At 63.2% G+C, this 19,487-nt stretch carries 16 protein-coding genes; 6 read left to right on the forward strand and 10 right to left on the reverse strand.

Annotation, left to right across the window (positions count from 1 at the left end; all coding sequences use genetic code 11):
• Positions 1 to 136: 136 nt before the first annotated feature.
• The 5 genes from P7C00_RS14265 to P7C00_RS14285 all read right to left on the reverse strand — a co-directional run bounded on the left by P7C00_RS14265 (position 137) and on the right by P7C00_RS14285 (position 4,366).
• On the reverse strand, positions 137 to 904 hold the full coding sequence (locus tag P7C00_RS14265) for an SDR family oxidoreductase (RefSeq protein ID WP_102879735.1): 768 nt from the start codon (positions 902 to 904) through the stop codon (positions 137 to 139).
• A gap of 38 nt (positions 905 to 942) precedes the next feature.
• Positions 943 to 2,010: a phosphotransferase family protein gene (locus P7C00_RS14270; protein ID WP_346632660.1), complete on the reverse strand. Its 1,068-nt coding sequence runs from the start codon at positions 2,008 to 2,010 to the stop codon at positions 943 to 945.
• Positions 2,011 to 2,325: 315 nt separating this feature from the next.
• The gene (locus P7C00_RS14275; RefSeq protein ID WP_404939577.1) at positions 2,326 to 3,276 is read right to left on the reverse strand and encodes a 2-hydroxyacid dehydrogenase; all 951 of its coding nucleotides are present in this window, start codon (positions 3,274 to 3,276) and stop codon (positions 2,326 to 2,328) included.
• 16 nt (positions 3,277 to 3,292) lie between these two features.
• Positions 3,293 to 3,688 carry a VOC family protein gene (locus tag P7C00_RS14280; RefSeq protein ID WP_404939579.1) on the reverse strand — a complete coding sequence of 132 codons (396 nt, stop codon included), beginning with the start codon at positions 3,686 to 3,688 and terminating at the stop codon, positions 3,293 to 3,295.
• Between the two features lie 135 nt (positions 3,689 to 3,823).
• Positions 3,824 to 4,366, reverse strand: coding sequence for a cysteine hydrolase family protein (locus P7C00_RS14285; protein WP_346632663.1), 543 nt, complete (start codon positions 4,364 to 4,366; stop codon positions 3,824 to 3,826).
• 496 nt (positions 4,367 to 4,862) lie between these two features.
• On the opposite strand from P7C00_RS14285, the gene P7C00_RS14290 reads away from it, so the two are divergent.
• Positions 4,863 to 6,143: a serine/threonine transporter gene (locus P7C00_RS14290; RefSeq protein ID WP_123725153.1), complete on the forward strand. Its 1,281-nt coding sequence runs from the start codon at positions 4,863 to 4,865 to the stop codon at positions 6,141 to 6,143.
• A 340-nt stretch (positions 6,144 to 6,483) separates the two neighbouring features.
• Entirely contained in the window at positions 6,484 to 8,163 is a 1,680-nt protein-coding gene (locus P7C00_RS14295; RefSeq protein ID WP_346632664.1) for a SulP family inorganic anion transporter, read from the forward strand.
• Positions 8,164 to 8,310: 147 nt separating this feature from the next.
• Here the strand turns inward: P7C00_RS14295 and acnB are convergent, their stop codons facing one another.
• Positions 8,311 to 10,920, reverse strand: coding sequence for a bifunctional aconitate hydratase 2/2-methylisocitrate dehydratase (acnB, locus tag P7C00_RS14300; protein WP_404939984.1), 2,610 nt, complete (start codon positions 10,918 to 10,920; stop codon positions 8,311 to 8,313).
• A gap of 409 nt (positions 10,921 to 11,329) precedes the next feature.
• Between acnB and P7C00_RS14305 the strand changes: the two genes are divergently transcribed.
• A complete protein-coding gene (locus P7C00_RS14305; protein WP_346632665.1) occupies positions 11,330 to 11,797 on the forward strand; it encodes a DUF1289 domain-containing protein in 468 nt (155 codons plus the stop codon).
• Positions 11,798 to 12,014: 217 nt separating this feature from the next.
• Here the strand turns inward: P7C00_RS14305 and P7C00_RS14310 are convergent, their stop codons facing one another.
• Complete coding sequence (locus P7C00_RS14310) at positions 12,015 to 12,878, reverse strand: universal stress protein (RefSeq protein ID WP_346632666.1); 864 nt, start codon at positions 12,876 to 12,878, stop codon at positions 12,015 to 12,017.
• 234 nt (positions 12,879 to 13,112) lie between these two features.
• On the opposite strand from P7C00_RS14310, the gene P7C00_RS14315 reads away from it, so the two are divergent.
• From P7C00_RS14315 to P7C00_RS14325, 3 genes are all read left to right on the forward strand, one after another.
• A complete protein-coding gene (locus P7C00_RS14315) occupies positions 13,113 to 13,718 on the forward strand; it encodes a tRNA isopentenyl-2-thiomethyl-A-37 hydroxylase MiaE (RefSeq protein WP_317072973.1) in 606 nt (201 codons plus the stop codon).
• A gap of 185 nt (positions 13,719 to 13,903) precedes the next feature.
• Positions 13,904 to 14,614 (forward strand): winged helix-turn-helix domain-containing protein, encoded by a 711-nt coding sequence (locus P7C00_RS14320; protein WP_346632667.1) that lies wholly within the window; start codon positions 13,904 to 13,906, stop codon positions 14,612 to 14,614.
• Positions 14,615 to 15,904: an ATP-binding protein gene (locus P7C00_RS14325; protein ID WP_346632668.1), complete on the forward strand. Its 1,290-nt coding sequence runs from the start codon at positions 14,615 to 14,617 to the stop codon at positions 15,902 to 15,904.
• A 74-nt stretch (positions 15,905 to 15,978) separates the two neighbouring features.
• Here the strand turns inward: P7C00_RS14325 and P7C00_RS14330 are convergent, their stop codons facing one another.
• The 3 genes from P7C00_RS14330 to P7C00_RS14340 all read right to left on the reverse strand — a co-directional run bounded on the left by P7C00_RS14330 (position 15,979) and on the right by P7C00_RS14340 (position 19,389).
• Entirely contained in the window at positions 15,979 to 16,779 is an 801-nt protein-coding gene (locus P7C00_RS14330; RefSeq protein WP_346632669.1) for a MipA/OmpV family protein, read from the reverse strand.
• Between the two features lie 6 nt (positions 16,780 to 16,785).
• Positions 16,786 to 18,684 (reverse strand): serine hydrolase domain-containing protein, encoded by a 1,899-nt coding sequence (locus P7C00_RS14335; protein ID WP_346632670.1) that lies wholly within the window; start codon positions 18,682 to 18,684, stop codon positions 16,786 to 16,788.
• Positions 18,685 to 18,822: 138 nt separating this feature from the next.
• Positions 18,823 to 19,389 (reverse strand): GNAT family N-acetyltransferase, encoded by a 567-nt coding sequence (locus P7C00_RS14340; RefSeq protein ID WP_346632671.1) that lies wholly within the window; start codon positions 19,387 to 19,389, stop codon positions 18,823 to 18,825.
• Positions 19,390 to 19,487: the final 98 nt, after the last annotated feature.

Below are 19,487 nucleotides of genomic sequence, written 5' to 3' on the forward strand. Positions count from 1 at the left end.
CTGTAGACGCCGGCTTGCCGGCGAAAGGGGGCGCTTGGGTTGCGCCGGGTTCAAGGCCCTCTTCGCTGGCAAGCCAGCTCCTACAGAAATGAAAAAGGCAGCCCGGAGGCTGCCTTTTCGGTAGTGCAAGCGGGCCTCAGGAGAGGAAGCCCCCATCCACGTTCAGCGAAATGCCCGTGGTGTAGCTGGAGGCGTCGCTGGCCAGGTAGAGCACCGCGCCGGCCATTTCGCTCGGGTCGGCCACGCGCTTGAGGGGGATCTGCGCCAGGGCGGTCTTGAGGATCGCGTCGTTCTTCACCAGGGCCGAGGCGAACTTGGTGTCGGTCAGGCCCGGCAGCAAGGCGTTGCAGCGGATGCCGAACGGCGCGCATTCCTTGGCGAAGACCTTGGTCATGTTGATCACCGCGGCCTTGGTCACCGAGTAGATGCCCTGGAAGATCCCCGGCGAGATGCCGTTGATCGAGGCCACGTTGATGATGCTGCCGCCGCCGTTGTCGCGCATCAGCTTGCCGGCTTCCACCGACATGAAGAAATAGCCGCGGATATTGACGTCGACGGTCTTCTGGAACGCCCCCAGGTCAGTGTCCAGGACGTTGCAGAATTGCGGGTTGGTGGCGGCGTTGTTGACCAGGATGTCCAGGCGGCCGAACTGCTCGCGAATCCCGGCGAAGACCTGGCTGATCTGCTCCATTTCACCGATGTGGCAGGCAATCGCCGTGGCCTTGCCACCGGCGGCGATGATGGCGTCGGCCACGTGCTGGCAGCCTTCGAGCTTGCGGCTCGACACGATCACGTGGGCCCCTTGCTGGGCCAGGAGTTTGGCGATGGCCTCACCGATGCCGCGGCTGGCGCCGGAGACGAAGGCGATCTTGCCGTCGAGGTCGAACAACTGAGTCTTGGACATGGTTTTTCCTTGCTGGGCTGTCGAGCGCCGGGGCGCGGTCAGAGGCTGGATTTGTCGATGACCTGCAGGCTCATCTGCTCCAGCAGTTTGTTCATGTGAATGAACTGCGCGAAGCGTTTGTCCTGGGTCTGGCCGTGGTAGAAGCGGTAGTAGATCTGCTGCACGATGCCGGCCAGGCGGAACAGGCCGTAGGTGTAGTAGAAGTCGAAATTGCCGATCTGGATGCCGGCGCGTTCGGCGTAGTAATCGACGAACTCCTGTCGCGTCAGCATGCCCGGCGCGTTGCTCGGCTGGCGACGCATCAGTTGCACCGGCGCCGGGTCGGCGGCCTCGATCCAGTAGGCCAGGGTGTTGCCCAGGTCCATCAGCGGATCGCCCAGGGTGGTCAGTTCCCAGTCCAGCACGCCGATGATCTGCATCGGGTTGTTGGGGTCGAGGATCACGTTGTCGAACCGGTAGTCGTTGTGGACGATGCTCGATGTCGGGTGGTCGGCGGGCATCTTGTCGTTGAGCCAGGCCTTCACGGTTTCCCAGTGCGGCGCATCAGGGGTCAGGGCTTTCTCGTAGCGCTCGCTCCAGCCCTTGATCTGACGCTGCACGTAGCCTTCGGGCTTGCCCAGGTCGCCCAGGCCGCAGGCGTTGTAGTCGACCCGATGCAGTTCGACGAAACGGTCGATGAAGCTCTTGCACAGGGCTTGGGTCTTGCCGGCATCCAGGCCCAGTTCCGCCGGCAGGTCGGACCGCAGGATGATGCCCTTGACCCGCTCCATGACATAGAACTCGGCGCCGATCACCGACTCGTCGGTGCAGTGCACATAGGCCTTGGGGCAGTAGGGGAAACCATCCTTGAGCTGGTTGAGAATGCGGAACTCGCGGCCCATGTCATGGGCAGACTTGGCCTTGTGGCCAAATGGCGGGCGGCGCAGGACGAATTCCTGGTCGGGGTATTCCAGCAAGTAGGTGAGGTTCGAGGCTCCGCCCGGGAACTGGCTGATCTGCGGCGTGCCGCTGAGGCCGGGAATATGCGCCTTGAGGTACGGATCGATCAGGTTGGCATCGAGCTCCTCGCCGGAGCGAGTACGGGTGGATTGGTCTGTAAGCGCCATGCTTATCCCTTCTGCTTATTCTGGAGGCCAGAGATTATTGACTAATCTAATGCGCCTACCGGCCCCTCACAATCGCGGCGGGCCTTTATAGGTGCGCGTGTTGCTGGACAATCATTGCTTTTGATACAAGCGTTTGAATTTGCCCCTGTGTTTCTACGACCCGGTGGCATCAAGCCCCCGTAGGCGCCGGCTTACCGGCGAAGGGAGCGTCATGACAGGCGCAGGGTGGGAGGCGGCTTTCGCTGGTAAGCCAGCTCCTACACAAGCCGACAGAGGTTGTCCGCCCCACGAGCATAGGCGTTGCCCGGGGACGGGTCAGTTCGGTGCCGGCAGCGTTAGCGGGGTCAGCAGGGGCAGACCCTCGAAGTGGGCCAGCAGGTTCTTGCCGACCATGTCCACGGTGTCGCGGCTGGCCTGGGGCGAAAGGCCGGCGACATGAGGGGTCAGCACCACATTGTCCAGCGCCTTGAAAGCGTCCGGCACTTGCGGTTCGTCATCGAACACGTCCAGGGCCGCGCCGGCAATCCGCCGCTGTCTCAGGGCCTGCAGCAGGGCGTGGGTGTCCACCACGCTGGCCCGGGCGATATTCACCAGGAAGCCTTCGGCGCCAAGGGCCTCCAGCACCGGCTGGTCCACCAGGTGCCGGGTGTCGGCGCCGCCCGGGGTGGCAATCACCAGGGCGTCCGAGTCTCGGGCCAGTTCCACCAGGGTCGGGCAAAAGCGGTAGGGCTGGTCCGGCCGGGGCTGGCGGCTGTGGTAACTCACGGTCATGTCGAAACCCAGGGCACAGCGCTGGGCGATGGCCTGGCCCACGGCGCCCAGCCCGAGGATGCCCAGGCGCATGCCGGCCACGGAAGGGCGCAGGACTTTCGGCCATTGCCCCTGGCGCACGGCGGCATCGGCCTGGGGGATGCCCCGGACCAGCGACAGCAGCAGGGCCAGGGCATGGTCGGCCACGGACGAGGCGTTGACCCCAGCACCATTGGTCACGGCAATCCCGCGGTTGCTCGCTGCTTGCAGGTCCACCTGCTCATAACCGGCACCGATCACGCAGATGATCTGCAGTCGGGGCAGGGCGTCGATTTCCGCCGCAGTCAGCCCCAGTGGGCCGCGGGTCAGCACGGCGTCGATCTGTGGGGCGTGGGTCTTGATGGTCTGGGCCCGTTCGGCGGGAGTGGGGGCCAGGATCAGGTTGAAGCCCAGCGCTTCGAGCAAGGGCAGGTAGGCGTTGACGTTCTCGACCAGGACCAGGACGGTGGCGCGCATGACGGTTCCTCAGCAGTTAATGGGGCAGGGGCTGGCGCAATTGAAAGATGTTGCCTTCCGGGTCGACGCCGTCGCAGACCCGCGCGCCCTTGAATTGCCATTCACGCTCGGCTTCGTACAACCGGCCCCCGGCGCTGGCGGCCCGTTGCCTGGCCTGATCCAGATCGTCGACCTGGAACAGCGGCTTGCATGCGCTATCGCTGCGAGGCAGTGGCGGCTCTTGCACGACAATGCGCGCAGCAATCGCTGGAGGCACCTGGACCAGAGTCAGCTCGAAGCCCTGATGGACCAGTTGCTGGTAATCCGCTTGTTGCTCGGTGATGGGCCAGCCCAGCAGGTCTGCATAGAAGTGGGCGAGTGACGGCGGGTCAAGACTGTAGAGGATGCAGCCGGCGATCGTGGTGGCGCTCATGGAGGATTCCATACAGGCAGGGACGAAGGCTCAAGGGTGCGGGTTGCGAGGGGTTTTGGCAATGCTCGCCGGCACCGTTCCCGGGAGGAATCACGCCATGTTCGGCGTGCCCGGGGCGGTGTGGGGGCGATGGGGTCAGAAGGTCACATCGGCGGTTGTGGCCAAGCGCACGAAGGGGCCGTTCAGGGTGGCGTTATGGTGGGCGATGATGGTTCTTGCGCCGATCAGCGGTGTGTCCATGCAGGTATGGGCGTCCTCCACCAGCACGGCGGCAAAGCCCAGGTCGCCGGCGGCGCGGCAGGTAGCATCGACGCAGTACTGGGTCTTCATGCCGACGATCACCAGTTCATTGACCTGGGCCGCCTGCAGGCGCTCCGCCAGCCCGGTGCCGACAAAACAACTGGGGCGGGTCTTGTCCAGCACGCAGTCCAGCTCTTCATCCACTTCCAGGGTCGGCAGCAGTTGCCAGAACGGGCTGCCGGCGGCAATCGGCGATTCGGCGGGGCCGGTATGGCGCACGGCGAAGATCGGTGCCCCGGCCTGGCGAGCACGGCGGATCAGTTGGTTGATGTTTTCCAGGACTTGTTCGCGCTTGTAGGGCTTGTCCGGTCCATTGAACAACCCGACCTGCATGTCGATAACCAGCAGGGCGGCACGCTTGGCATTGGATGAAGGCATCTTGTCTCTCCTTGTAGTGCCAGGTGGACGGAGAAACAAAAGGCCCCGTCCATTGCTGGCGGGGCCTTGGTTTTACTGTGCTTGCATCATCCCGCACAGCCACCACACGACCCGCCGTAGGCAGTCGTGGTGGTAGAGGTAGGGTTGAGCGCGTAGATATTCATGGGGTCCGATCATGCCGTCTGCCCGTGAAGCTTGTCAACGCAGCCCGGTAGGCGCCGGCTTGCCGGCGAATGGCGTCTTCAGGCGGGCGCCTTCGCTGGCAAGCCAAGCTCCTACGGAACCCGGATTGAGCGGGAGAGGGCCGGACCAGACGCCTCGCCACGGCGGAAAAATAAATCTGCACCGTATAAACCGTTCCTCAGCTAAGTCTATGCAGCGCCCTTGGAATCCCGGACAATCGCGCCCCCTCTGTTTCGGTCGGGGCTCTGTCTGTCGGGTATTCCGACGCGCCCTGATCGAATGGCAAACGACCGGAATGTGGAGATCCCACCGGATGAATGATCAGGCCAACAGCGTTGATCAACGCTTTGAAACGGCGACCCCAGCGACCCTGAGTAGCTGGAACCGCCAAGACACCACCTGGATGCTCGGCCTGTTTGGCACGGCCATCGGTGCCGGTACCCTGTTTCTGCCCATCAATGCCGGTATCGGCGGTTTCTGGCCGCTGTTGATCCTGGCGCTGCTGGCCTTCCCCATGACCTTCTATGCACACCGCGGTCTGACCCGCTTCGTGCTCTCCGGTCGTGACGGTGCGGACATCACTGACGTGGTGGAGGAGCATTTCGGCCTCACCGCCGGTGCCCTGATCACCTTGCTGTACTTTTTGGCGATCTTCCCGATCCTGCTGATCTACAGCGTGGCCCTGACCAACACCGTCGACAGCTTCATGACCAACCAGCTGCACATTGCGCCGCCACCGCGGGCGATCCTGGCCCTGGTGCTGATCTTCGGCCTGCTGGTGGTGGTGCGTTGCGGCGAGCAGGTGATCGTCAAGGCCATGAGCCTGATGGTCTATCCGTTCATCGTGGCCCTGCTGTTCCTCGCGGTGTTCCTGATCCCGCACTGGAATGGCGGCATCCTCGCCACCGTCAGCGATGTCCCGGCGCCTTCGGCCTTCCTGCATACCCTGTGGCTGGCGATTCCGGTGATGGTCTTCTCGTTCAACCATTCGCCGATCATCTCGGCCTTTGCCGTGGACCAGAAGCGCCGCTATGGCGTGCACGCCGAAGAGCGCAGCTCGCAGATCCTCTCGCGCGCCCATCTGCTGATGGTGGGCATGGTGCTGTTCTTCGTCTTCAGCTGCGTACTGACCCTGAGCCCGGCGCAACTGGCCGAAGCCAAGGCGCAGAACCTGTCGATCCTGTCCTACCTGGCCAACCACTTCCAGAATCCGACCATCGCCTTCGCCGCGCCGTTGATTGCCTTCGTGGCCATCGCCAAGTCCTTCCTGGGTCACTACATCGGTGCCAGCGAAGGCCTCAAGGGCCTGATCGGCAAGAGTGGCCGGCGTCCGGGGACGAAAACCCTGGACCGGGTCACCGCCGCCTTCATGCTGGTGATCTGCTGGGCCGTGGCGACCCTCAACCCGAGCATCCTGACGATGATCGAGACCATGGGCGGCCCGGTGATTGCGGCGATCCTGTTCCTGATGCCGATGTACGCCATTCGCAAAGTGCCGGCCATGGCCCGCTATCGCGGTCAGGCCTCCAACGTCTTCGTGACTTTGGTGGGGCTGGTGGCCATTACGGCGCTGGTGTACTCCCTGGCCTCGTGAGTTGTGCGGCGCGCTTGCGCGCCTTCGCTGGCAAGCCAGCTCCTACGCGACGCTCACCGCCTGGAGCCTCTTGCCGGCGAACAGGCCTTCAAGCCTGACGCAATCGCTGGCAACACAAACAACGCCGCCGGTGCTCACAGCACCGGCGGCGTTGTCGTTCAAGGCATTAACCAGGATCGTTTGCTGCCTTGAATAAAGGGCTAAGCTGGTGCTCTTATTGCTGCCAGGAACCTGCCCATGGTCATTCCCGCCCCTCTGGCTGCAAGCCTGCCCAAACGCGTTGATGCCGTTGGGCAACACCCCCTCGAATCTGGATTTGCCTTGTCACGGATGAACCCGATTGGCCACTGAACCCCTGACCATCCCCACCGCTGCACCGAAGCGCACCCGCGATCTGCTGGCCGGATTGTCCATCGCCGGCCTGTTGCTGCCGGAGGCCGTGGCCTATTCCGGTATCGCCGCCTTGCCGCCCCAGGCCGGGGTCATTGCCCTGTTCGCCGGATTGCTGTGCTACGGCCTGCTGGGCAGCAGCCGCTTTGCCATTGTCTCGGCCACGTCCTCGTCGGCGGCGGTGCTGGCCGCCGCCACCCTGTCCCTGGCTGAGGGCGACGTACAACTGCGCCTGAACCTGGCTTTCGCCCTGGTGCTGCTGACCGGGGGCTTCTTCCTCCTGGCGGGGCTGTTTCGCCTCGGCGGCGTCACCGCGTTCATTGCCAAGCCGGTGCTGCGGGGCTTCGCCTTCGGCCTGGCCGTGACCATCATCCTCAAGCAGTTCGCCACCGTCGTGGGGGTGCACTTGAGCACCGGCAACCTGGTGCGCTTTCTGCCGCAGTTGCTGGAGCAGTGGCCGCAGTGGAACTGGGCCGGTGCGGCGGTGGCGGCATTGGCCTTGCTGGTGCTGGCGATCTGCTCGCGGATTCCCTATGTGCCCGGTGGGCTGGTGGCGGTGGTGATCGGCATTGGCGCCGGGCAATGGCTCGACCTGCCGGCTCATGGCGTGGCCCTGATCGGGGTGATCGAACTCAAGCTGCAGGTGCCGAGCCTGCCGGACCTGCCCTTTGCCGACTGGCTGCGTCTGGGGGAGCTGGCGTTTGCCCTGGTGATGATCCTGTATGCCGAGTCCTATGGCTCCATCAGTTCCCTGGCGCTCAAGCATGGAGACCGGGTGTCGTCCAACCGCGACCTGCTGGCCCTGGGGGCTGCCAATCTGCTCTCCGGTCTGTTTCATGGCATGCCGGCCGGCGCCGGTTACTCGGCGACGTCCGCCAACGAAGCGGCCGGGGCCCGCTCGCGTCTTGCCGGGCTGACCGCGGCTGCGGTGATGCTGATCATCGTCCTCACGGTGCTGCCCTACATCGCCCTGACCCCGGAGCCGGTGCTGGCGGCGATCGTCATCTACGCCCTGGGCCATGGCCTGAGCCTGCAACCGCTGGGGCGATATTTCATCTGGCGCAGGGATCGTTTGCTGGTGATCTGTGCGGTCACCGCCGTGCTGGTACTGGGGGTACTCGATGGCATGCTGCTCTCGGTGGGGGTGAGCATTCTGTTGATGCTGCGCCAGCTGTCGGCGGCGGATATCCAGATCCTCGGTCAACTGGGCAGCGGTCATGATTTTGTCGACCTCAGCCGCCATCCCCAGGCGCGGCAGGTGCCGGGGGTGCTGATTCTGCGTCCGGGTGAGGCGCTGTTCTTCGCCAACGCCGAGCGCATCCTGGGCGGCGCCTTGCACCTGATCCGGCACGTGCAGGCGCCGATTCACAGTGTCATCCTCAGCCTGGAAGAGTCGCCGAACCTGGACGGCACCAGCATCGAGGCCCTGGACGAGTTCTTCCGCCAGGTCAATCAGGAAGGCAAGCACCTGGCCCTGGCCCGACTCAAGCACAGGGCCAAGGATGCCCTGGCGGCCTTGCCGTCGAGTACCCGCTATCAAGTGTTGCTCAGCGGTACCAGCGTCGACGATACGCTGCAGGAAAGCCTGCAGAGCTGGAGCGGTCAGGCTCAGGCCGGGCTCTGGCATTGAGCCTTGGCACTTGGGCGTACCACGCCTGGCCTCAGGCGCCGGGCCCCACGGCGAAATAGCGGGCAGGGGAGTCGGCCCGGGCGACAGGCATAAAAAAACGCCGCGTATCGTGGAATACGCGGCGTTCTTTTTTACAACGCTACAGCCTTAGGCTTGCACCACCGGGATGTTGGCGTTGGCGGCCGCTTCACGGAACTCGGCGATCTGGTCGAAGGACAGGTAGCGGTAGATATCGGCCGCCATGCTGTCGATCTTGCCAGCGTATTCCATGTACTCCTCGACGGTCGGCAGGCGACCCAGGATCGAAGCCACCGACGCCAGCTCGGCCGAAGCCAGGTAGACGTTGGCGCCATCGCCCAGACGGTTCGGGAAGTTACGGGTCGACGTCGACACCACAGTGGAGTTCGGCTCAACACGTGCCTGGTTACCCATGCACAGCGAGCAGCCCGGCATTTCCATGCGCGCGCCAGCCTTGCCGTAGATGCCGTAGTAGCCTTCTTCGGTCAGTTGGTGAGCGTCCATCTTGGTCGGCGGCGACAGCCACAGACGGGTTGGCAGCTGACCCTTGACCTGATCCAGCAGCTTACCGGCCGCGCGGAAGTGACCGATGTTGGTCATGCACGAACCGATGAACACTTCGTCGATCTTCTCGCCAGCAACGCTGGACAGCAGACGGGCGTCGTCCGGATCGTTCGGCGCGCAGAGCACAGGCTCGCTGATGTCGGCCAGGTCGATTTCGATGACTTCGGCGTATTCGGCGTCGGCATCGGCCTCCATCAACTCAGGGTTGGCGATCCAGGCTTCCATCGCTTGAGCGCGACGTTCCAGGGTACGTGCGTCACCGTAGCCTTCGCCGATCATCCAGCGCAGCAGGGTGATGTTGGACTGCAGGTACTCGGTGATCGACTCTTTCGACAGCTTGATGGTGCAACCGGCAGCCGAACGTTCGGCCGAGGCGTCGGACAGTTCGAACGCCTGTTCCAGGGTCAGACCTTCCAGGCCTTCGATTTCCAGGATGCGGCCGGAGAAGGCGTTTTTCTTGCCTTTCTTCTCGACGGTCAACAGACCCTTCTGGATGGCGAAGTAAGGAATGGCATGCACCAGGTCACGCAGGGTGATGCCAGGTTTCATTTTGCCTTTGAAGCGCACCAGGATCGATTCCGGCATGTCCAGCGGCATGACGCCAGTGGCGGCGGCGAACGCCACCAGACCGGAACCGGCCGGGAACGAGATGCCCATCGGGAAACGGGTGTGGGAGTCACCACCGGTACCGACGGTGTCTGGCAGCAGCATGCGGTTCAGCCACGAGTGGATGATGCCGTCGCCCGGACGCAGGGAAACGCCGCCGCGGGTCATGATGAAGTCAGGCAGGGTGTGGTGGGTGGTCACGTCGATCGGCTTTGGATACGCCGCGGTGTGGCAGAAGGACTGCATCACCAGATCAGCCGAGAAGCCCAGGCACGCCAGGTCTTTGAGTTCGTCACGGGTCATTGGACCGGTGGTGTCCTGAGAACCCACGGTGGTCATCTTCGGTTCGCAGTAGGTGCCAGGACGAACGCCTTTGCCTTCTGCCAGACCGCAGGCCTTGCCGACCATCTTCTGCGCCAGGGTGAAACCCTTGGTGCTTTCAACAGGGGCTTCGGGCTTCTTGAACAGATCGAAGGCAGGCAGACCCAGTTCGGCGCGAGCCTTCTCGGTCAGGCCACGGCCGATGATCAGCGGGATACGGCCGCCGGCACGGACTTCGTCGAGCAGGACCGGGGTCTTCATTTCGAAGGTGGCCAGGACTTCGTCGGTACCGTGCTTGCAGACTTTGCCAGCGTGCGGGTACAGGTCGATCACGTCGCCCATGTTCATCTTCGACACATCGAATTCGATCGGCAGGGCGCCGGCGTCTTCCATGGTGTTGTAGAAGATTGGAGCGATCTTGCTGCCGAAGCAGAAGCCGCCGGCACGCTTGTTCGGAACATAAGGCACGTCGTCGCCGAAGAACCACAGCACCGAGTTGGTGGCCGACTTACGGGACGAACCGGTGCCGACCACGTCGCCGACGTAGGCGATCGGGAAGCCGTCGTTGCGCATCTGCTCGATCTGTTTCATCGGGCCGATGGAGCCTTGTACGTCAGGAACGATACCGTCACGGGCCATTTTCAGCATGGCCAGGGCGTGCAGCGGGATGTCCGGACGGGACCAGGCGTCAGGGGCAGGGGAGAGGTCGTCGGTGTTGGTTTCGCCGGTGACCTTGAACACCCGCAGGCTGATCTTGTCGGCCAGTACCGGGCGGTTCTTGAACCACTCGCCGTCGGCCCAGGATTGCAGTACGCCTTGGGCGTGAACGTTGCCGTTCTTGGCTTTTTCCGCGACGTCGTGGAAGGCGTCGAACATCAACAGGGTGTGCTTGAGTTGAGCGGCGGCGACAGGTGCCAGCTCGGCGTCGTCCAGCAGGTTCACCAGGGTCACGATGTTGTAGCCGCCCTGCATGGTGCCCAGCAGTTCAACGGCGCGTTTCTTGTCGATCAGAGGGGAGGAGGCTTCGCCTTTGGCCAGCGCGGAGAGGAAACCGGCTTTGACGTAGGCGGCTTCGTCGACTCCTGGCGGAACGCGGTTGGTGATCAGGTCAACGAGGAAAGCTTCTTCGCCAGCCGGGGGGTTCTTCAGCAGCTCGACCAGGCCTGCAGTTTGTTCGGCGTTAAGCGGCTGGGGAACGATACCCAGTGCTGCACGCTCTTCGATATGTTTGCGGTAGGCTTCAAGCACAGTTATTACCCTCATCAGTGGTCCCAAATGGGTGTCCGGGACGCTCATCCCGAAATTGCCGTACTCATGCGCTGCGTGGCGTTGTGGGCCACTTAGCCAGAATTACCGACAATTCCTTACAGAAGCTGCTTTCAAAGTTTTACGCCTGCAGAACGGGGAGCTGATGAGGGTTGGCGCTGGATTTTTCCCCGCTGGAAAAATCCCTCGCCAACACCGCTCTGAAGGAACGACTGTGCTCGTGACGCTTTGAAAACAGCTTCAAACGGACATTGGCGCCTAAAAAGGCTGGCTGATTCTACGGCAAAAAAAATCTAAACGTAAGTTGGCGTATTAAAGTTTGAGGGGTGATCAATGTTAGACAAAGGGCTAACATGCCGGCCTGTTTTGTTTTTCCGCGTGCTGTCTATCTATGCCCAATCAGACCATCAAGACCCCCTGCGTCGGCCTCTGTTCCACTGTCTACGGTGACCTGGTGTGCCGCGGCTGCAAGCGTTTCCACCACGAAGTGATCAACTGGAACGGTTACAACGAGGAAGAGAAGCGCGCGGTCTGGCTGCGTCTTGAACAACTGCTGGTGCAAGTAATGACGGCCAAGCTGGAAGTCTTCGACCCGGCGCGCCTGCGCGAGCAACTGGAGCAGCGCAAGATTCGTTTCGTGCCGCACCAGTCCGAGTATTGCTGGGCCTACCAGCTGATCGCCCGGGGGGCGCGGGTGATCAACCAGCTCGACGCCTACGGCATGGTGCTGTTGCCGGAGTTTCGCGACTGGGGCCTGCCGGAGTTGCGTGACGCCATTGATCGGGAATTCTTCCTGCTGTCGGAAGCTCACTACCAGCGCTACATCGCCCCGGGCTTCCTCAAGGATGCCCTGGGCTGAGTGCCTCGCTACGCGAATGACTCCCACGCAAATGCCACTGTAGGAGCTGGCTTGTCAGCGAAGACGGCCGTCAGGGTGGTGCAAGGCTCAAGGGCCTCTTCGCCGGCAAGCCGGCTCCTACGGGGGTGAGGTTGATCGGGCTCTGTAGGAGCTGGCTTGCCGGCGAAAGCGTCGTCATGGATGGCGCAGATGACGCGATGGCGTTGGGGGGAGAGGTTCAAGCCTTGGCGGCGAGTTCTTCCAGGTGGTCCATGATGTCCGCCGGCTTGAGCACCAGGACGTCGCTGTCCAGAGAGTCGAGCACCACTTCGGCGGTGTTGCCGATCAAGGCCCCCGACAGCCCGGTGCGGGCCACGGTGCCGATGATGGTCAGCACGGCCCCCAGCTTGTGGGCCATATGGGGAATCAGCACGTCCGCCGGACCTTCCTCGATATGCAGGTGGCCATCGTCGATATCGAACTCGGCCTGGAACGCCTTGCACTCGTCGCGATAGCGCTTCTCGATGGTTTCCTTGAGCTGGAACACCGGGTCGGATGCCGAGAGCATCGGTGACGGATGGGCACTGATCACGTGCAGTTGGGCCTTGGCCAGGCTGGCGATGTCGAAACCATGATCGACGATGCTGGCATGCAGGGTGCGGTGCTCGCCGTCCATGTTGCCGACATCGATGGCCGCCATGACCACGCCACCGCCCCAGGGGGTAGCCGTCTTGACCAGCAGCACCGGGGTCGGGCAGTAGCGCAGCAGTTTCCAGTCCGCCGGGGTCAGCAGGACTTTCTTCAGTGGGTTGTCATGGGAGTGCTGCTTGATCACCAGGCCGCAGCCCTCGGCCTGCTGCACGTCGATGATGGTTTCATGCAGGCTCTCGTTCCAGGCCTGCTCGGTGGTGACGCTGTAGCCTTCGCCGGTCAGGCTGCTCTTGAGTACGCTGAGCAGCGCCGAGTGTTCGTGCTTCTTGTCGCAGACCAGCAGATGCAGGTGGGCCTGGGTGACCCCGGCAATCAGCTTGGCGCGCTTGAGGGCGAGACTTTCGCCAGGCGTGGGATCGATGACCACCAGGATGCTGCGGATACTTTGCATGATCGGGATCTCCAGGAGAGGGATGAACGGCTACCGTGCACAACTATAGTTGCTGGCGCCCGAGCCGGATGTTGATGCATATCAAGCGCGGCCGCTGGTGGTCTGCGACGTGGCCGGTATAATCGCCAGCCTTTCGCTGTGAAGCCTTATTTGTCTCGTGAGCCTCATGTTATCGATCACTGATAGTGCCGCCATTGCTCGCCTTGCTGTGGCGGATTGTTCGGAAATGCACCGATGAACTTCCCGGAAATTCATGACTTCCTCGGCTGTCGGACGCCCGACGCCTGGGTCCAGGCGGCCCTGGCCGACCAGGAAACCCTGCTGATCGACCACAAGAACTGCGAGTTCAAGGCCGCCAGCACCGCCCTGAGCCTGATCGCCAAGTACCACTCCCATGTCGACCTGATCAACATGATGTCGCGCCTGGCCCGGGAAGAACTGGTGCACCACGAACAGGTCATGCGCCTGATGAAAAGGCGCAAGGTCGAGCTGCGCCAGCTGCATGCCGGACGCTACGCCTCGGGCCTGCGCAAGGTGGTGCGCAGCCATGAGCCGGTGAAGCTGGTGGACACCCTGGTGGTCGGCGCCTTTATCGAAGCCCGCAGTTGCGAACGTTTCGAAGCCCTGGTGCCGCACCTGGACGAAGAACTGGGCAAGTTCTATTTCGGCTTGCTCAAAAGCGAGGCTCGGCACTACCAGGGCTACCTGAAACTGGCCTATCAGTATGGCGACGCCAAGGACATTGCCCAGGTGATCGACAAGGTGCGGGCCGCCGAGCAGGAACTGATCGAGTCCCCGGACCAGGAATTCCGCTTCCACAGCGGCGTACCGGCCTGGTAAGGCACAACCCTTGTGTCGCGGCCCTTGTGTAAAAGCAGGGGCAAATTGTTAAAAACTCTTAAAAGAATGAAACTTCGCAAAAAACCGTGCCAGGGCCCGGTTTTTGTGGGGTGCGTTAGCCTTTCTTTAACCTCTTGCCCTCTATAATGCGCGCACTCAAATTGTGCGTTCGCGAACGGGTAAGTATGGAAAACCTGGGTCTTGGCAAGGTCCTGTTGGTGGAAGATGACGAAAAGCTCGCCGGGCTGATCGCGAATTTCCTGTCCCAGCATGGCTTTGAAGTGCTGACGGTCCACCGCGGCGATGTGGCCCTGGCGGCCTTTCTCGAATTCAAACCGAAACTCGTTGTGCTCGACCTGATGCTGCCGGGGCAGAGCGGCCTGCACGTGTGCCGGGAAATCCGCGCCGTGGCCGATACCCCCATCGTTATCCTCACCGCCAAGGAAGATGACCTGGACCATATCCTCGGCCTGGAGTCCGGCGCCGACGACTATGTGATCAAGCCCATCAAGCCAGCGGTACTGCTGGCGCGTCTGCGGGCCCTGCAACGGCGCCAGGTGCCGGAAGCGGTGACCCCGCGCGGCGCCCTGGAGTTCGGCGTGCTGAGCATCGACCGCAGCAGTCGCGAGGTGCGTCTGTCCGGCGAGCCGATCGAACTCACCACCATGGAGTTCGAGTTGCTCTGGCTGCTGGCCAGTGCGGCAGGCAAGACCCTGTCCCGGGATGACATCCTGAACCGCATGCGCGGCATCGAGTTCGACGGCCTCAATCGCAGTGTCGACGTCTACATCAGTAAGTTGCGGGGCAAGCTCAAGGACAACCCGCGCGAGCCGGTCTGCATCAAGACCGTGTGGGGCAAGGGTTACCTGTTCAATCCGTTCGCCTGGGAGATTTGAATGCTGCGGCTGTTTCTGGGGCTCTACCTGTTCCTGGCCCTTGGTTTTGCGGGGGCCATGACCGCCGTACAACACATCTTCATCAATTACCTGGCCGCGGACCTGATCGAGTCCTACAACCGCGACGCGGTGCGCGGGCCGGCCTACAGCCTCAGCGAGCAACTGCGCCCCTTCGATGAAGCCGGGCGCAAGCATCAGTTGGAAATGCTCAAGCCTCATTACGGGCTGCTGCTCAAGCTGGTCAAGGCCGATGACCTGGACCTGAGTCAGCGCGAGCAGGCCTTGCTGGATTCCAACCAGCTGGTGGTCCGGGATGAGTTTACCGAGTTCATTGCCAGCATCGACGGCGGCGCCCAGTTGCTGAGCATCAAGTTGCCGGAAGATCCGCCCCTGACGCTGCTCTACAACATCGCCGCCTATGCCTTGCTCGGCGCGTTGCTGGCCATCGTCCTGTATTTCTGGGTACGCCCGCACTGGCGCGATCTGGAGCGCTTGCGCCTGGCCGCCGAGCGTTTTGGCGGCAATGACCTCAGCACCCGTCTGCATCTGTCCCAGCGTTCCAACATTCGCGACCTGGCCCAGCACTTCAACCGCATGGCGGCGCGCATCGAGGGCCTGATTGCCAATCAGCGCGAGCTGACCAACGCGGTGTCCCACGAGTTGCGCACGCCCATTGCGCGGCTGTCATTCGAGCTGGACCAGTTGCAGCAGCAACCGGACCCGGACGAAAACCGGGAGCTGATCGCCGACATGTACGCCGACCTCGGCGAACTGGAGGAGATGGTCTCCGAGCTGTTGTCCTACGCCAGCCTGGAGCACGGCGCGGCCACCATCAATCGCGAGGATATCCAGGCCCAGAGCTGGCTCGACAGCGTGGTCGGCAGCGTCGCCCTGGAGGCAGAAGCGGCGGGGGTGCAGTTGCTGATCCGCTCCTGCCAGGTCGAGTACGTGCGGATCGAACCGCGCTTCATGGCTCGGGCGGTGATCAATCTGCTGCGCAACGCCATTCGCTACGCCGACCGGCGGGTGGAGGTGTCCCTGGTGCGCCTGGAACATGGCTACGAAGTACGGGTCAACGATGACGGCCCCGGCGTGCCGGTGGACGGACGGGAGAAAATCTTCGAACCCTTTTCCCGCCTCGACGCCAGCCGCGACCGGCGTACCGGTGGTTTCGGCCTGGGCCTGGCCCTGGTGCGGCGGGTCTCCCAATGGCATGGCGGCAAGGTCGAGGTGGTGGATTCGGAGTGGGGCGGTGCCTCGTTTCGCCTGACCTGGGCCCATATCGACTGACGGCAGCTTCAAGTTTCAATCTGCAAGCAAGCGGCAAGCTTCGAGCTTGACCGCTTGTTGGTTGTGCGGCCGGTTTAGAAGCTGTACTCAAGCTGAGTGCCGAGCACCGTCTGCATGCGCCGATCGACGATCGGGCTGTCGCCGGCTTCCTTGCCCAGGTACTGCAGGGACAGCAGGGTCGAAAGCTTGGTCTGCTCGTTGAGGGGCAGGGTCCAGTTCAGGTCCAGGCCATTGCTCACCAGCCCGCCCTTGGCGCGGTAGGCGCTGAAACGACTGTTGGCGGCCTGGGTGCCGCTCACGCCGTACCAGGTCTGCATGTAGTCGGCATTGCCAAACAGGCTGTTGAGGCTGGCATCGAGGCTGCCCAAACGCCCCTCGTACAGGTTGGTGCCAATACTCAGCTCCAGCTGGCTGTAAGCCGAACCGGTGTCCTTATTGTCATTCTTCTTCACCGCGTGGGTCACCGTGGCTCCCAGTTCGAACGGGCCCAGGTCGTAACCCAGGTGTGCGCCGAACTGCGCGCGGGACTTGATCTCGCCCATGCCCTTGAGCCGCTTGGAGCCTTGGCCCAGGTGGTTCTTGTCGCGCCGTTCTTCGCTGGGGCCGACCCAGGTGCTGAACGACAGGTCGCCCCATTCATTGCCCCAGCCCAGGCCCTGGTCGGTGTTGAGGAAAATGCCATAGGGGCTGATGATCTCGCCGCCGAAAATTGGGGCCACGGTGCGCTCGTCACTGCCGCTGTAGCGCGGCACGCTGGCCACGCCGCCGCGCACGCCATATTTCCAGTCCTCGGCATGCAGCGCCGCAGACCCCGTGGTCAGGCCGAGAGTGCCCGCCCAAAGGGCGACGGTGGTGCAGCGTTTCAGGCTTTTCATAGTGCTTTAGAACCTCAGGTAGTTGGCGTTGTAGATACGTTTGAACGAGTAGCCGAGGACGTTGACCCCATTGACCTGGCGACGCACGGTGTCGCCCAGCCCGGGGCCATGGCCGGCAATCACTGCGTGGGCGTTGTCCACCGGCGCAAGGATGTAGTCGGTGAGGGTGCGGCCCTGTTGCAGGCTGCGGATCATCAGGAAACCGTCTTCCAGGGCGATGCTGACGCCGCTCATGGGGGCATTGGCTTCGTCATCGTTGAGGGCGTGATAGGTGCCGACCGTGGCCAGCCAGTTGTCGGGCAGGGGCACCGGGTCGATCCGCTCCCCCACGGCCAGTAGCTGGCCGTGGCTCTTGGCGGTGAACACCCGGTTGCCCTGAACGTTCATGACGTCCAGTTGCACCCGTCCCAGGTCGCCCAGGTCTTGCTGCCACAGGCCGAGGATTTTCTTCTGCGCCCGCAGCCAGCCGTGTTCATCGCGCAGCAACTCGAAGCGCGTGCCGGCCAGCTCGCCAAACAGCCGCTGGTCCTGGTCCTTGATGCGCAGCACGCCCCAGGCGGTGGCATAGAAGCCCGCCAGATGCTGGCGGTCGGCGGCTTCCGGCACCCGGCGCCGCTGGGTGGGCGGGTCAGGGTCTCTCCGGTCAGGAGCACTCTGGCCGGTGCCACTCTCGACCAGGGCATCCTGGCTGAGGCCCTGCTGAACGTCCTGCTGAGCCGGCCCGGGTCGCAGGCCTTCGGGGGCGCCATGGGCCTGCAGCAGCATGCGCAGAACCTGAGTCACCAACGGCTGGGCCAGGGCTTCGCCGGAGCCGGAATTGCTCATCACGATCACCGCCAGCTGCTGCTCCGGGAGCACGCTGATCCGGGCGTGGAAGTCATCGCCGGTGCCGCTGTGCTGCCAGGTGCGAATCCCCGGGCTGACCCACTCGTCGCCACAGGGCGAGAGAAACCAGCCCAGGCCTACCTGACAATCGAAATCCAGCGGATTGCCGGTGTTCTGCGGGCGCACCATCTCCTTGATCGAGGCCGGCGAAAGTAACGCTTGATGCTTGTAGCTCCCTTGGGCGAAGAGCATCCGCACGTAGTGGCTCAGGTCCCGTGGACTGCTCCACAGGCCTGCGGCGGACAGGTCGCGCACCAGGGCATCGTTGCTGCTGGCACCGTCTGCATAGCCTTGAGCGCGGTAGGGCTGGGCACGGCTGCCGCCGATGAAGCTCGACTGGCTCATGCCCAGCGGGCGCAGCAGGCTTTTCTGCAATTGCTGTTCGAAGTCCAGGCCGCTGCTGCGTTCCACGGCAGCGCCCAGCAGGGCGTAGCCCAGGTTGGAGTAGGCGGTCTGGGTGCCTGGGGCATTGTTCAGCCAGACCCCGCTGACCTTTCTCGGCAGCTCGTCGAGGGCGTGGGGCGTGCGCGAATCCCGCAGGTATTCGGCGGGCATCCCGGCCTGATGGCTGAGCAGGCGGCGCAAGGTCACGGCTTGGTCGGCGGCGTTCTGATCCTGGTGAAAGCGCGAGCGGACGTAGAACTCCTTGAGGGTGTCCTGCAGGGGCGCATCCAACTGTAAGCGTCCCTGTTCCACCAGTTGCATGACCGCCGTGGCGGTCAGCAACTGCGACAGGGCGCCGGCGCGAAACGCGGTGTTCTCGGTCACTTGCAGGCCCCGGGCCTTGTCGGCAAAGCCAAAACCCCGGGCCCAGATCAGCTCCTGGCCGTCCACCAGGGCGATGGACAGCCCCGGTACCTGATGCTCGGCCATCTCCCGGGGGATGTACTGCTTCAAGTAACCGATGATGCTGGCGTAGTCGCCGGGCGCTATGACCGGCGGCGCAGGCGGCTGGCCGTTGCAGCCAAGGCTGCCCAGCAGGATGCCCAGCAATGGCAGGCCGAGAAGTTTGGGGGACATGCAGCACCCGACCGGAAATTCGATGAGCGGATGCTAGGGAAGGGCGTCTGAGGAGTCTTTGGCAGCTTTGTCTGGAAACTGTCAAAGAGTGTTAAGCGAAGGTGGCCGCGCCTCGGACCGAGGCGCGGCTGGGGCGGGTTACAGCGCCAGGCTATGGATGACCTGGGTGGCGTCGTCGGGGTCGATGGCGCTGCGCATGCCGAGGGTCTTCGCCAGGCGGCGCATGCTGTAGTTGGCGGCGCTGTCCACCGAATACAGCTGCTGGAAGCCATTGGTACGGGCTTCGTCGATCAGGTGCTGCATCAGCAGGGCACCGAGGCCCTTGCCTTGCCATTCATCGGCGATGGTCACGGCAAACTCGCAGCGCCAGGGCTGGTCGTCCACCTGGGCGTAGCGGCTGATGCCGACTTCCCGCAGCTCGCCGTTGTCATGCACCAGGGCCACGTAGGCCACCCGTTGCGGGGTGCCCACATCCATCAGTTGATCCAGCAGCTGATCACCCACTTCCCTGATCTCGCCGAGGAAGCGCTGGTGCCGGGTGACGGGGGAAAGGTTTTCGATAAAGGCCTTTTCCCGCTCCCGGTCCTGGGGCCGTAGCGGGCGGATCAGCACGTGGCTGCCGTCGCTCAGGGCGTCGATCCAGTATTGGCCTTGCTGGGCCGGGAATGGCGGTTGGGCGAGGATATCGAGAGCGCTGCTGGACATGATCAAGTCTCCGGGGAAGCAAAGGGCAAGTGATTGCCACAAGCTTTACTCCGCCGGTGCTCCGGGCGCTTGACCGGCATCAATGTCCGCTGCTGTCG

Origin of the sequence: Pseudomonas sp. JDS08PS003, assembly GCF_045013505.1 — a bacterium.
GTDB lineage: Bacteria > Pseudomonadota > Gammaproteobacteria > Pseudomonadales > Pseudomonadaceae > Aquipseudomonas > Aquipseudomonas protegens_B.